Annotated in this window: 15 protein-coding genes and 1 other annotated feature; all 15 genes read right to left on the reverse strand. The window is 31.9% G+C overall.

The annotated features are described in order from the left end of the window. Window positions 1-9: 9 nt before the first annotated feature. The 15 genes from LQ693_RS00370 to LQ693_RS00440 all read right to left on the reverse strand — a co-directional run bounded on the left by LQ693_RS00370 (window position 10) and on the right by LQ693_RS00440 (window position 14,694). Entirely contained in the window at window positions 10-429 is a 420-nt protein-coding gene (locus LQ693_RS00370; protein ID WP_103360758.1) for an acetyl-CoA carboxylase biotin carboxyl carrier protein, read from the reverse strand. Beyond that, entirely contained in the window at window positions 426-1,433 is a 1,008-nt protein-coding gene (locus tag LQ693_RS00375; RefSeq protein ID WP_103360759.1) for a 5-oxoprolinase subunit C family protein, read from the reverse strand. The genes LQ693_RS00370 and LQ693_RS00375 overlap by 4 nt, the downstream gene beginning before the upstream one ends. Further along, entirely contained in the window at window positions 1,433-2,155 is a 723-nt protein-coding gene (pxpB, locus tag LQ693_RS00380; protein ID WP_103360760.1) for a 5-oxoprolinase subunit PxpB, read from the reverse strand. The genes LQ693_RS00375 and pxpB overlap by 1 nt, the downstream gene beginning before the upstream one ends. Before the next feature lie 146 nt (window positions 2,156-2,301). Further along, on the reverse strand, window positions 2,302-2,778 hold the full coding sequence (greA, locus tag LQ693_RS00385) for a transcription elongation factor GreA (protein ID WP_103360761.1): 477 nt from the start codon (window positions 2,776-2,778) through the stop codon (window positions 2,302-2,304). Window positions 2,779-2,807: 29 nt separating this feature from the next. Then, entirely contained in the window at window positions 2,808-3,431 is a 624-nt protein-coding gene (gene udk / locus LQ693_RS00390; protein ID WP_025904232.1) for a uridine kinase, read from the reverse strand. Further along, window positions 3,431-4,699, reverse strand: coding sequence for a peptidase U32 family protein (locus tag LQ693_RS00395; RefSeq protein WP_037588390.1), 1,269 nt, complete (start codon window positions 4,697-4,699; stop codon window positions 3,431-3,433). Before LQ693_RS00395 ends, udk begins: the two co-directional genes overlap by 1 nt. Before the next feature lie 23 nt (window positions 4,700-4,722). Beyond that, window positions 4,723-5,646: a peptidase U32 family protein gene (locus LQ693_RS00400; RefSeq protein WP_048539665.1), complete on the reverse strand. Its 924-nt coding sequence runs from the start codon at window positions 5,644-5,646 to the stop codon at window positions 4,723-4,725. Further along, window positions 5,646-6,287 (reverse strand): O-methyltransferase, encoded by a 642-nt coding sequence (locus LQ693_RS00405; RefSeq protein ID WP_103360762.1) that lies wholly within the window; start codon window positions 6,285-6,287, stop codon window positions 5,646-5,648. The genes LQ693_RS00400 and LQ693_RS00405 overlap by 1 nt, the downstream gene beginning before the upstream one ends. Before the next feature lie 185 nt (window positions 6,288-6,472). Further along, complete coding sequence (gene mltG, locus LQ693_RS00410; RefSeq protein WP_103360763.1) at window positions 6,473-7,588, reverse strand: endolytic transglycosylase MltG; 1,116 nt, start codon at window positions 7,586-7,588, stop codon at window positions 6,473-6,475. A 79-nt stretch (window positions 7,589-7,667) separates the two neighbouring features. Then, the gene (locus LQ693_RS00415; RefSeq protein ID WP_119594419.1) at window positions 7,668-7,973 is read right to left on the reverse strand and encodes a DUF1292 domain-containing protein; all 306 of its coding nucleotides are present in this window, start codon (window positions 7,971-7,973) and stop codon (window positions 7,668-7,670) included. A 19-nt stretch (window positions 7,974-7,992) separates the two neighbouring features. Further along, window positions 7,993-8,421: a Holliday junction resolvase RuvX gene (gene ruvX, locus LQ693_RS00420; protein WP_025904238.1), complete on the reverse strand. Its 429-nt coding sequence runs from the start codon at window positions 8,419-8,421 to the stop codon at window positions 7,993-7,995. After that, complete coding sequence (locus tag LQ693_RS00425) at window positions 8,414-8,683, reverse strand: IreB family regulatory phosphoprotein (RefSeq protein WP_037588397.1); 270 nt, start codon at window positions 8,681-8,683, stop codon at window positions 8,414-8,416. Before LQ693_RS00425 ends, ruvX begins: the two co-directional genes overlap by 8 nt. Window positions 8,684-8,750: 67 nt before the next feature. Next, window positions 8,751-11,381 (reverse strand): alanine--tRNA ligase, encoded by a 2,631-nt coding sequence (gene alaS / locus LQ693_RS00430; protein WP_107565634.1) that lies wholly within the window; start codon window positions 11,379-11,381, stop codon window positions 8,751-8,753. Between the two features lie 46 nt (window positions 11,382-11,427). Further along, window positions 11,428-11,593 (reverse strand) — a binding site (T-box leader). Window positions 11,594-11,632: 39 nt separating this feature from the next. Then, entirely contained in the window at window positions 11,633-14,023 is a 2,391-nt protein-coding gene (gene recD2 / locus LQ693_RS00435) for an SF1B family DNA helicase RecD2 (protein ID WP_025904241.1), read from the reverse strand. 2 nt (window positions 14,024-14,025) lie between these two features. Beyond that, on the reverse strand, window positions 14,026-14,694 hold the full coding sequence (locus LQ693_RS00440; RefSeq protein ID WP_103360765.1) for a tetratricopeptide repeat protein: 669 nt from the start codon (window positions 14,692-14,694) through the stop codon (window positions 14,026-14,028). Between the last annotated feature and the right edge of the window lie 25 nt (window positions 14,695-14,719).

The raw sequence follows: 14,719 nt of genomic DNA on the forward strand, positions 1-14,719 counted from the left end.
AAATCCCCCTTATTTCAATGTGATAATCGTTTGTCCGTATTCAACAGGATCCCCATGATTAATTTGTATATCATTAACGATACCGTCATACTCACTTATAACTTCATTGAGTACTTTCATTGATTCGATATAACCGACAACTTGACCTTTTTTCACTTCATCTCCAACTTTGACAAGTGGATTTTGTAATGTTTCTTCATCTTGTAAATAAAATGTTCCAAGGATTTCCGCTTCTATTGTATTAAGCTGTTCTTCTTGTTTTGAAGTTGGCGTGTTTTCTTCAACATTATTGACTGGTGTTGTAGTCACGTTATTTGATGTTGATTTTAAATCTAACTCGACTTCGACCGTTTCATCTTTATATTTCATATAATTTACTTGATTTTGTTTCATGAGTTTAATAAGTTCTTCTATCTTTTCTATATTCATGACTGATTCCCCTTTATAAGTTTTGCTATATTTTTAGATTTAGGACGAATATTGCTTAAATCTTTATATTTTTTCAGTTTAATATCATCTATATCTGCTTCTAATTGTTTAATATATGTTTGATATTCAAGCGTGGCATCTTCAAACGAAATCCATTTAAAAGTAATGCTATCATTTGCTTTTAATTGAGAAAGCTTTTCTCTACCTATAAAACTAACTGTAGCAATCTTTGTATAACCACCTATCGTCTGACGATCATTAAGCAATATAATCGGTTGACCATTAATAGGAACTTGTACACTACCTGGTGCAATCGGTTCAGAAATAATATCTGCGTTATGTTTATGTTTAAGCGGTTCATCCCCATTTAATCGATAACCCATACGATCTGACATTTCTGATATTGTATATGATTGATTAACAAGTTGGTCATGTGCTTCTAATGTAAATTCATCAAATTGTAGCCCTTCCATAATTGGAATGATGTTTGCATCTTCTAATTGATTGATATTAAACGTATTACCTATAATGTCATGGTTTATAGTTTTATCTTTGAATTTCAAAACATCATTTCTGTTTAATGTTCTTCCATTCATGCCACCTATGCCACTTCTACTATGTGTTGATACACTGTCTAATATCGGTTCGATATTTAAAGATTTATGAAAAGCTAAATAGCCTCTTGCCCCAGATGTAATAGTCTTTATATTGAGCACTTGTCCTTTTTCTACATAAATTGCTGTATTTACTGGTATTGGTTGATCATCAAGCTGTATATCTGCAGCATATGCAACAAATACGACGATATTCGGTTCTTCAAATTTTAATGTAGGTCCATTTAATGTCACTTCTAATACAGGTGCATTTTCATTATCCACTAAAGCATTCGCGATACTGTATAAATATTGATTCATAACACCCGCTTCAGAAAATCCATCTTTTTCAAATTTTGATCGACCTATATCTTGAACAGTCGTAAACAAACCTGGTTTTATACATTTCATTACAAATCACCTACTAACTGACTATAATCAAATATGCCATTTACAATCTCGTCTTCAATTCGCGTAAATTCTTCTTGATGAATAGCTTTAAAAGCAATATAGTCTCCAGCTTCGTATAAAATCATAGGCTCTCGATCTAAGTTAAAAACATCTATTGGTGTGCGACCAATAATTTGCCATCCGCCTGGTGATGATTTCGGATAAAGTCCAGTTTGATTATTTGCAATTCCAACAGATCCTTGGACGATTTTACTTCTTGGCGTTTCCTTTCTAGGTGTATGTATTTTCTCATTTAGTCCTCCTAAAAATGGAAAGCCAGGTAAAAATCCAATTGCATAAATTAAATAATTTTCTTCAGTATGTATTTGAATCACTTCTTCTTCTGATAATTGTGCATGTTCAGCAACAATATTTAAATCTGGACCAAATTCACCACCATATACAACTGGTAATGTTATCAACTTTTTTGAATGTGATGCATTTTCTTGATTAAGATTTAAATGATGTAAGTCTAGTTCATGAAGGACTGTTTCGTATGTATATTGTTTCGCATCAAATGCAACCATGATTGATCGATATGATGATGTCACACTTATAACAGCTGGATGTTGCAATGATTCAATATGTAATGCAATCGTCGAAATTTTATTCCTTATTTCTGGACTGATTTCATTTTGTTCATAAATCATAAAATGCGTCTCACTCACTTGCTTAATATCCAATTTTACCACCCCTTTGTTAACGCTTTTAATAATCAGATAATTAAATCAATTATACTTTATCATAATACCATGATTTATATAAAAAAAAGCTGTAAAAACGTTTGTTTCATACGTTTCTACAGCTTTCCTTCTAAATTATAATACGATTAATCGATTTTTACGATTTTAACTTTCATTTCGTTACCATTTGGTAATGGAACATTTACTTCTTCGTTTAATTTTTTACCAATTAAAGCTTTAGCAATTGGAGACTCATTAGAAATTTTACCTTCAAATGGGTCTGCTTCTGCTGAACCAACAATTTTGTAGCTTTCTTCTTCGTTACCTGGAACTTCAGTAAATGTTACAGTTCTTCCGATTTGGACAACATTTTTTGAACCATTATCTTCAATAATTTGTGCATGACGAATCATGTTTTCGATTTTTTGAATTTCTTGTTCAATGAAACCTTGCTCATCTTTAGCTGCATCGTATTCAGAGTTCTCAGATAAGTCACCAAAACTACGTGCTACTTTTATTTTTTCAACGACTTCTGGTCGCTTAACTGTTTTTAATTCTTCAAGTTCTTTTTCTAATTTGTTAAAACCTTCCTGTGTCATAGGAAATTCTTTTTGTGTTTCCATTCTTCCATCTTCCTTTACTTTATAATTATTTAAATATTTTTAACTAACGATTGAATTTTCGTAGTCATAATATCAATAGCTACCTTATTACTACCACCTTCAGGGATGATGATATCCGCATATTTCTTCGTTGGTTCAATAAATTGGATATGCATCGGTCTTACAACTGATAAGTATTGATCAATTACTGACTCCATCGTACGTCCTCTTTCTTTAATGTCTCTCGTTAAACGACGTAAAATTCTTAAGTCAGCATCAGTATCAACATAAATCTTAACATCCATTAAATTACGTAAATCTTCATTTTCAAGCGCGAATATACCTTCAAGTATAATAACATCTTTAGGTTCGAATCTAATCGTCTTATCGCTTCTCGTGTGATTTGAATAATCATACGTAGGCACTTCAATTGCATGTCCATCTTTAATTCTAGTTAAATCTTGTTTTAATCTTTCATTATCGAAAGCGAATGGATGATCATAGTTAGTCTTCAATCTATCTTCAAAAGACATATGCGATTGATCTTTATAATAGTAATCTTGTTCTATTAATGCAACACTATATCCATCTAAATTTTTCATAATTTCGGATGTTACAGAAGTCTTACCTGAACCAGAACCCCCTGCAATACCTATAATTGTAGTCTTTCCCATCAAACGATTCCCTTTCTCATCATGTTATTTGGATAAATCTGACGATCCACTTTTATTTGAATGACTTGAAGTGGATGTCTGGCTGCGTCGAGTTCTTCACCATTTTCATCATATATCTTATCTATGACTTGAGTGAAGTTTTCAATTTCAGGTCCAAAAAATTCAATTTCTTGTCCTGGCTTGAAATAATTTCTTTGTTGGATGGTAGCTATTTGTGATACTTCGTCATAGTCTAACACTAATCCACAAAAATCAAAAGGTGTTTTTTTATTTGATTCGTGTCCAAACATTTGTTCTTCGTAATGTGGTACACCTTCGAAGAAAGCTGGTGCTGTATCTCTATTCGCACATTTATCTAATTCAATCAACCATCTAGGATCGATTTTAAAGTTTTCTGGATCCTCAGCATAGCGATCAATTACTTTACGATATACAGATACAACAGTAGCAATATAATGAATAGATTTCATACGACCTTCAATTTTTAGAGAATCTATACCGATGTCCATCATTTTAGGTATTGATTCGATTAATTTCAAGTCTTTTGGACTCATTGCAAAAGGCGTGATCTCATTACCATCGAAATATGGCTCTAATTCTCCATCTTCTTCTACTGATATTAAATCGTAATCCCATCTACAACTTTGACAACAACCACCTCTATTTGAGTCTCTTGCTGTCATATGATTACTTAATGTACATCTACCAGAATATGCAATACACATTGCTCCATGTATAAATGTTTCTATTTCAATATCAACTTTTTCTTTCATTTCGCGCATTTCTTCAGCACTCGTTTCACGAGCTAGAACGACTCTCTCAAGTCCTTCTTCTTTCCAATATTGAACTGCACGATAATTTGATAAAGATTGTTGTGTACTTAAATGGATTTCTAAATTAGGTGCCACACGTTTACACGTTTCTATAATAAGTGGATCAGCAACTATAATACCATGTGCACCCGTTTCATTTAGATTTTTTAAATATTCTTCTAGTCCTGGAATATTTTCATCATGAGCAAAAATATTTGTTGTAACATAAATTTTTGCGCCATATTTTGCTGCAAACTGAACGCCTTCTTTAATTTCTTCCATCGTAAAGTTATCAGCATTTGACCTTAAACCATATTCTTGTCCACCTAGGAACACAGCATCCGCACCATAATGAACAGCAATTTTGAGTTTTTCTAAATTTCCTGCAGGCGCTAGAAGTTCTGGTTTTTTTATCTTTGTTTGACGACTTGCGCCAATAGGTTCTAGAACTTTCATATATATCATTCCTTTAATATAACTTAATAAACTGTTTGTTTGAACATAAATCCTTGATCCATTGGACGATGATCTTTTTGAACCTCTTCTATTGGTTCAACTAACATAAATTTTTCATCTTCATATAACTCTGGATCTTCGTTATATAAGTCAATCGCTTGTCTATATTGCTCAGTCGCGATATTAATATATTCTTCTGTTTGAAGTACGCCGTCAATCTTAAACGCATCAATTTGTGCTTCTAATAAATCCTCTAAGTCTTCGATTAAGCAAATATCATTCGGACTCATAATGTGTGTACCATTATAATCTTCATATATTGGATATTTATTACTTCTTTCTTCATCATATAAAAGCATGTCTTTATTTTCTTTACGATTTTCAATTTTCATAACTTTATCTTGATACATAAAGTAATTACCAAGTAATTTTCTTTTAGACTGGAACATACAAGTCATGCCGTGTACTTGAACTTCTATTTCGACATTACTTTTTTCTTTAATTTCTAGTACTTCTTCAATACTTAACTCACGAGCCAACACTGCTCTAGCTGAACCTCTATCACCCCAATAATTACATTGAAAATGATTTGTCACGATTGTTTCAGCATTCCAATTTAAAGGTATAGGATTCTCACGATTTTTCATTGCCATAACTACTGCTGGATCGCCAAAAATGATTCTATCTGCTTTTAATTCATGTAACAAATCAATATAAGATTCCAAATCATCAATATGTTCATTATGAAAAATACCATTTACCGCTACGTATGCTTTTTTACCATGATCATGGATAAGCTTAATGGCTTCACGAAGTTCTGGTTCTTTAAATTCACCAGCAAGTCTTAATCCAAATTTTTCTTCACCAATGACAAATGCATCAGCACCTAATTTAATTAATTGTTCAATATGTTCAACGGACTTAGGTGTCACTAGTAATTCTGTCATTACAACTTCTCCTTTTTAGAAATGGCCATACCATCACCAATATTAATCAATGTCGTTTTATAATTTTCATGATTCATTAACCAATGATTATATTTTTGAACTTTTTTTACCATTTGTTTAACGTTTCTGTTTCTTACAATTTCAATATTACTGACAAAACCATGGTATAAAATATTGTCAGTAATAATGATGCCATCATCTTTAAGCAGTGGTTCATATAGTTCAAAAAACTTTTGTGATTGAGCTTTAGCAGCATCGATAAAAATCATATCAAATGACTGGTCGGTAGGTAACAATTCAAAAGCTTCTAATGCATCAGAAAAGATAACATTTATTTGGCTTTCATAACCAAAGTCTTTAATATTTGAAATAGCTTGTTCATACATTTCTTCTTTTCTTTCAATCGTCCACACATTAATACCCGGATCACATGAAGCAAAATGCATCGCGCTATATCCAATTGCCGTTCCAATCTCTAGAATACTTTTCACATCTTTAATTCTAATTAATTGTTTAACAAACTCTGTGGAGATTTTGTCCATTATTGGAACATTATATTGTTCAGCATAATGCCTTAATTCATCGATATTTGATGAATTTTGAAACAACAATTGTTCGATATATTCTATATCTTTTTCCATGTCATTACTTCCTTACACTCGAATATAATAAAAAACCCAACTAGTCTCCTGACTAGTTAGTATGTATCAGTCATATCTACAATATGATTTCATAAACATTAGATATTTTACCATATTTTCGAATAAAAAGTAAGTATATATGCAAACAAGAACGCTTTTAAAATTTAAAAGCGTTCTTGTTTATATTATTTTTCTCTATTCTTTTCTTGTTCTTTTAAATTCTCTGCAAATAATACTTTTCCCTTTTTGGTTGTTGTATAGTAAAAATAATCTGTTTCCGGAGGGTTTACCGTTGTTCTAGCTGTTTCATCAGATATATTACATATTGGACCTATTGGTAGCCCTTTATGTGCATATGTGTTATATTTTGAATCATTTTTATAATCTTTATCTGATAATGCTTCAGTTGTTTCTTTTTTATTTGCATATCTTACTGTCGCATCTGAATTCAAAGCAATTTGTGGATTGTTTTCAATTCTGTTTAACAGTACCGAAATATATCTCGATTTATCTGTAACGTTTTTCATTTCCGATTCTACAATTGAAGATAACGTTAAATACTCATGGAAAGTAATCATCTTTTCTTCATAGTTACTCGTGTATTTAAAGCCGCCATTTTCATTATATATTTTGTAAGTTGTACGGTATGTTTCATTCAACATTTCATTTGTAACGTCATCAATCGTTACATCTTTTTTTGAAAACTGATACGTACTTGGTGCTAAATAGCCTTCTAATGGGTATCTTAAGTTTTTATTTAATACTTCGTCCGTTAACATATCGGTATATTTTTTTTGATATTTTTTCACAAAATCTTGATCTCTCATTTTCTTCAAAAAGCTTTCGCGACTAATAGAAGTATTTTCTTCTAAAATGCCTGCAATTAATTCTATATTCGAACCTTCTTTTACATCATATTGGATCGCTGTTTTTAAATACACTTTTCCAGTTTCTAAACTTTTCGCAATATCTCTAGGTGACATTGAAGGAGAAAACTTATATTCCCCTGCTTGAAAGCTAGAAATATTATTGAGTTTCAAATAATATTTGAAAATAGTAGCATTTCTAATTATTTTTTTATCGGATAACTCTTGGCTTAACATTTCAGTATTTGTGTTTGGATTAACATTTACAATAACTTGCTCATTGCTGTCGGCGTTAACAGGTTTAACATTAATACCTACTACAATTAAGCCTATTATAGTAATTAATATAAGTAATAAAAAGAGGATGCTTATGATTGTTAAACTAATATACTTAGATAATAATCTCGCATCTTTATATATACTATTTTTTTCCATATGTAACTCCTTATGTAAAATAAATACCCCTAATGATTATATCACATTAGGGGTAAAGTGTACTATTACATATTAAATTTTAAACATCGTCCATTTCAGTATTAACGATTTCTTCAATCATATCCCACTCTTCGTCAGTTTCAACTGGTAATAATTTACCACCTTCACCGTCGTCATTTGCTTCATTAATCATTGGGATTAATTCAATTTCTTCATCATCCGCTGTACCTTCTTCAGCTAAGATGATGTATTCTTTCTTGAATTCTGGGTGATAGAATTCTAATACTTTACGGTATAAGACTTCGTTATTATTTTCGTCTATTAATGTTAATAATTCTTCCTCATTGTTAATTTCTAAATGTCCTTCGTGATTATGTTTAGTCATTATTCATTCTCCTCATCAATTATTTAATAGAATCTAGGTAACCTTGTAATATAAATACAGCTGCCATTTTGTCTATTACTTTTTTTCTTTTCTTTCGAGAAACATCTGCTTCTAATAATGTGCGTTCAGCACCAACTGTGCTTAGTCTTTCATCCCACATTACCATTTTTAATTCTGGTCTTTCTTGTTGAAGTAAATCTTTGAATTGAATGGATGCCTCTCCGCGAGGACCAATAGAATTGTTCATATTTTTTGGCAATCCTATAATGACAGTATCAACATCATATTCATCAATGATTTTTATAAGTTGGTCAATTCCAAAATCTTCGTTTTCTTCGTTAATGCGGAGTGTATCTATACCTTGAGCTGTCCAACCCATCGCATCACTTACAGCTACACCTATTGTTTTACTACCGACGTCTAAACCTATTATCCTGTTTTTAAGCATTGAATTCATTTTCTTGCTTTAAATAGTGTGATACAAGCTCTTCCATAATATCATCTCTATCTAAACGTCTTATTTGATTTCTTGCTTCGTTGTGTCTAGGTATATAAGCTGGATCGCCAGAAAGTAAATAACCGACTATTTGATTTACTGGATTATAGCCTCTTTCTTCTAAAGTTCGATAAACATTTTGTAGTACTGTTTTGACATTTTCTTTTGGAAAATCATCATAGTTAAATTTCATAGTTTTATCAAAATTATTCATCTTTATTTACACTCCCTAACTCCATTAACTTAATATTAATTATATCATATTCTAATTACACGTAAAATTATAGCGTTTTAATGTAGTCTTTAACAAACTGTAATGCTTCTGTTACTTTAGAAGGATCTGTTCCGCCACCTTGAGCCATATCAGGGCGACCGCCACCTTTACCGTTTGTAATTTGAGCAGCTTCTCTAATAATGTCACCAGCTTTAACTTTATCCGTTAAATCTTTTGGTACTGAAGAAACAAGTGAAACTTTATCTCCATTGACACTTGCTAATAATAGAACTGTATCTTGCATTTTAGATTTATAATCATCCATGATTGATCTTAATACTTTTGAATTTTCAGCTTCAACTAATTGTGAAAGTACTTTAATGCCATTAATTTCTTCAACACTGTCTTCAATATTGCCTGATTTTAATTCTGTAATTGTTTTGTTCTTTTGTTGAACTTCTTTTTCTAAGTCTTTATTATGTTGTTGAATTTGTTCGATTTTTTCAATTGTTCTTGCTTGGTCTTTAATTTTGACATGTTGCATAACATCTTTAAGGATTGTTTCTGTTTCTTTTAATGTTTCATATGCTTTTCTACCTGTTACAGCTTCGATTCTTCGAACACCTGCACCTGTACCTGATTCTGAAACAATTTTGAAGATACCAATTTCACTTGTGTTACGTACGTGTATACCACCACATAACTCAATTGAGTATGATGACATTTCAACAACTCTTACAACATCACCATATTTTTCTCCGAATAGTGCCATAGCGCCTTTTTCTTTAGCTTGTTCTATTGGCATTTCTTCAATAACTACAGGAATATTTTGCCAAATTTTTTCGTTAACAATTTTTTCGATAGTTTCTAATTCTTCTTGTGTAACTTGGCCAAAGTGTGAGAAGTCAAATCGTAATCTATCACTTTCAACTAATGAACCCGCTTGATTAACATGCGTACCTAAAACTTCTTTTAAAGCTGCATGTAATAAGTGAGTTGCTGAGTGGTTTTTGATAATTGATTTACGATCATCTTTATTAACAATAGCTTCTACAGTTTCACCAACATGAACTTGTCCAAATGTTACATGTCCTGCATGTAAATTTTGACCATTAGGTGCTTTTATAACTTCTGTCACTTCAATTTCAAATTGATTATGACGAATAATACCTTTATCCGCTACTTGACCACCTGATACTGCATAAAATGGTGTTTCTCTTAAAATAAATTGGATGTTTTCTCCACTTTCTACTTCATCAACTAATTCCCCATTAAATATAATATCTGTAATTTCTGTTTGTGTTTCTGTTACGTCATATCCAACGAATTTACTTGGCGTGTTGATGCTACCAAGTACTTCATTTTGAACTTGCATTGATTGCGTCTTTTGACGTGCAGCTCTCGCTCTTTCACGTTGTTGATGCATCTCATTTTCAAAACCTTCATTGTCTATTGAAATGCCTTCTTGTGCAGTGATTTCTTCAGTTAACTCGATTGGGAAACCATACGTATCATATAATTTAAATGCATCTGATCCTGATAATACATTACCTTGTTGCTTAGCTGATGCCATCATTGTGTTTAAAATTGCTAAACCTTCTTCAAGTGTTTCATGGAAACGTTCTTCTTCAGATTTCACAACTTTTTTAATGAAGTCACTTTGCGCTTTAACATTTGGATAATACGGTTCCATAATATCTGCTACGATATCAACTAATTTATATAAGAATGGCTCGTTAATATTAAGTGATTGACTGAAACGAACAGCTCTTCTTAGTAATCTTCTTAATACGTATCCTCTACCTTCATTTGCAGGTAACGCACCGTCACCAATCGCAAAACTGATCGTTCTAATATGGTCTGAAATAACTTTAAATGCGATATCTTGTTCTTTATTCTCTAAGTATTTTAATCCACTAACCGCTTCGACTTGTTCAATAATTGGAATAAATAAGTCTGTATCATAGTTCGTTGGTACATCTTGAGAAATAGATGTCATACGCTCAAGACCCATACCTGTATCAATATTTTGATTTGGAAGTGGCGTATAAGTATGGTCAGCATTATGATTAAATTCACTAAACACTAAATTCCAAACTTCTAAATAACGTTCATTTTCTCCACCTGGATACATTTCTTCAGCTGGATCTTCTTTCCCGTATGTGTCGCCTCTGTCATAGAATATTTCAGTGTTAGGTCCAGATGGTCCTTCACCGATGTCCCAGAAGTTACCTTCAATTCTAATAATTCTACTTTCTTCAAGTCCAATTAAATCATGCCATAAATCATATGCTTCTGTATCTTCCGGATGAATCGTTACATATAATTTTTCTGGATCCATTGCCATCCATTTATCACTCGTTAAAAATTCCCAAGCATATTCAATTGCTTCACGTTTAAAGTAATCACCAATTGAAAAGTTTCCTAACATTTCAAAGAATGTATGGTGTCTTGCAGTAAAACCAACATTTTCAATATCATTTGTTCTAATTGCTTTTTGAGCATTTACAATTTTAGGATTTTTAGGGATTTCTCGACCATCAAAATATTTTTTTAATGTCGCAACACCTGAGTTTATCCATAATAAAGTATCGTCATCAATAGGCACTAAAGGTGCAGATGGTTCTACCATATGTCCTTTTTCAACAAAAAAGTCAATATACATTTGTCTGATTTCACTAGCTTTTAATTTTTTCATTGTCTTCACTCCTCAATTAAAATAAAAAAAAACGTCCATCCCCTAAAAAAGGGACGAACGTATCGCGGTACCACCCTAGTTATGACTATAAGTCATCACTTTAAGTTTATTAAACTTTTATAAAAGAAGTAGCGTTCAATAATCATTGTCATGTTTCTCACCAACCAACATGTCTCTTAAACAATCAATTATTTACTCGATTTCTTTTTTGTATTCTATTTGATTATAATCACTCGATTTTTAGATGTCAATTATTTCATAAAATCATATGGTGTTTTATCATTCATATTAATCATCGGATCTATTTCAAACATATTATCTTCAGTTAAAATAATATGTTTCGTTTGAATAGATTCTGTTTCAGACTCCGTATCTTCTTCAACATCAGTATCGAAATACATTTTTAATTTCGTATCAAACGAAGTCATTCTCTCATGACCTAGCGTTTGAATACCTTGATTAAAGGCTTGCTCTTCACCACACACAACAAGCGACTGTTTCGCACGTGTAAGTCCAGTATATAGAATGTTTTTTTGTAACATTCTAAAGTATTGTCTGACGATAGGCATAATGACTATAGGGAATTCCGACCCTTGGGATTTATGAATTGAACAACAATAAGCATGTGTAATTTCTGATAAATCTTGTTTAGTGTATGTTATGTCATTCCCTTCATAATCCACAATGACGACATCTTTACCGAGTGCATTTTCTTCTGCTTTATAAACACCCGTCACTACACCAATATCACCATTAAATACATTATCATCTGGTCGATTAATAAGTTGTAGTACTTTATCATTTTCACGATATTCAATATCACCATATTGAAGGAATCTTGTATCTTCATCTTTCGGATTTAATATATCTTGCAATAATTCATTTAATTTATTAATACCAGCTGGTCCACGGTATATTGGGGCTAGCACTTGAATATCTTGCATATTATATCCTTTATTAACAGCACCTTGAACGACCTTTTCTACAACTGTCGCAATTTGATTACTACTGCACGGAATAAATGAACGGTCGTGATGTTTTTCATTAATTGAAACAGGCAATCCATTTTTTATTTTATGCGCCAAGTCTATGATGGATGATCCTTCTTGTTGTCTATAAACTTCTGTTAAGTTCACTCTCGGTATGACTTTAGAATCAATTAAATCTTTAAAAATCTGACCCGGACCAACTGATGGTAATTGATCTTCATCACCTACAAATATGATTTGGGCATAATCAGGGACTGCTCTTAAAAATTGGTACATTAACCATGTATCTACCATAGACATTTCATCTAGAATAATTAAATGGGCGTGAATATCATTATCTAACACATCATCTGGTTGCGTATCTTTACTCCATCCAATTAATCTATGAATTGTCATCGCTTCTAGTCCAGTTGATTCACTTAATCGTTTAGCGGCACGGCCAGTCGGTGCTGCTAACACAATTGGAAAGTCTGTTCCCTCTTGATAATCATCATAATTCAAACTTACACCATGTATTTCAGAATACAACTCACAAATGCCTCGAATAACTGTTGTCTTACCTGTTCCGGGTCCACCTGTTAAAAGCATCATTTTATGATTAATGGCTGTTTCTAACGCTAATTTTTGACCATCTGCATATGAAACATCATTCATATCTTCAATTTGACCAATGTGTAATTGAAGATCACTTTTCTCAATTTCTTTAAGTTCATCTTGATGTTGATAAAGTCTATGAATAATTTGCACACTTTTTGCTTCTGAATAATAAAGTGAAGGTAAAAAACAATTATCATTTTCGATAATAAGTTTATTTTCTTCACTCATTTCGATAATGACACCATTTATTTGATCTTTAGTTACAACTTCAGGTTGATTATGATTTAACAATTCATACGCCCCGTTAACCAAAATATCAACAGGTAAAAATGTGTGACCATTCTGTAATGATTGCTGGTCTAAAAAGTAACTTACACCCGCTACAAGTCGATCATGATGATCTTTAGAAATCCCAACTTGTTCAGCTATTTGATCAGCTCTTTGAAACCCGATACCATTTATATCCATCACTAAACGATAAGGAGATTGTTTAATAATATTAAGTGTTTCTTCTTTATAAAATTGATAAATAGCCATCGCGAGTTTAGGTCCGAACCCAAGTTCATTAAGTTTAATCATAATGCGTTCAATGGCTTGATTCTCACGTATGGATTCTGCAATCGTATCTCTTTTTTGTTTGTTGAGTTTAGGTATTTCTTTAAGAACATCGGGGTCATCTATTATTTTCTGAAGTGCATCTTCACCTAGTTTGTCCACAATAGTTTCTGCTGTTTTCTTACCAATACCTTTAAATAAATCACTTGATAAGTAATGAATAACACCTTGTTTTGTTTGTGGTAATTCTTTTTCAAATGTTTCAGCTTGTAGTTGTTTACCGTATTTCGGATGGTTTGTTACTTTACCTTTGAAAAGGTACGTTTCTCCTTCAACTATTTGAGGTAAGTAACCAACAATTGTGACTTCTTGATCAAAATCTTCATTTGAATCCATCACATCGACTTTAATAACGGTATAATAGTTATCACTGTTTTGAAAAAGAATTCTAATAACTTCACCTTTTACATGTGAAAGATCAAATAAAGATAAGTTTTCCAATGTTAGTCCTCCTCTTCTAATAATTGTTCAAACATGTTAATAGCATGACCACTTAATAAATGATCTGGTTGGATGTCGACTGCTTTTCTAAAATAAACAAGTGCTTCTTCAGCGTTTTCGTTTTTCATATATTTAGCCAAACCTAAATTGTATAATGCATCTACATGTTCAGAATCTTTTTCTAATACTTTTTCTAGTTGCACTATGGCCTCATCGAACATTTCTAATTGGCATAAAGTTAATCCGTATTGGAAACCAATTTCTACATCATCTTCATTTAGCTCGTGAGCTCTCATTACATACGGCATAGCTTCAGTATGTGCACCTAATTCGTTGAAACTCATTCCTAACATAAAGTTAGTATCTGCATCATTAAGCCCTCTTTTAATCGCATGTTGATATAACTTAATCGCTTCTTCAAATCGCTGCTGGTTGTAGTATAAATTTGCAAGACTATAATAAGCACCACCGTGACTTTCGTTTACAGTGATAGCTTTTTGAAAGAATTTTTCAGCTCTTTCAATATCATTTGCTTCTGCTAATATTGTCCCTGCATTGATATAATTGGTTACTTCTTTTGGATCTTCTTCTATATTTTCAAATAAATGCGACAATGCTTCGTCGAATTTTTTATTTTGAATTAATTTAACAATTTGTTCTTCACTATGCATGTTGTGACTCCTTTAAATATCATTA

The sequence above is a fragment of the Mammaliicoccus sp. B-M6 genome (genome assembly GCF_022386965.1).
Taxonomy (GTDB): domain Bacteria; phylum Bacillota; class Bacilli; order Staphylococcales; family Staphylococcaceae; genus Mammaliicoccus; species Mammaliicoccus sciuri_A.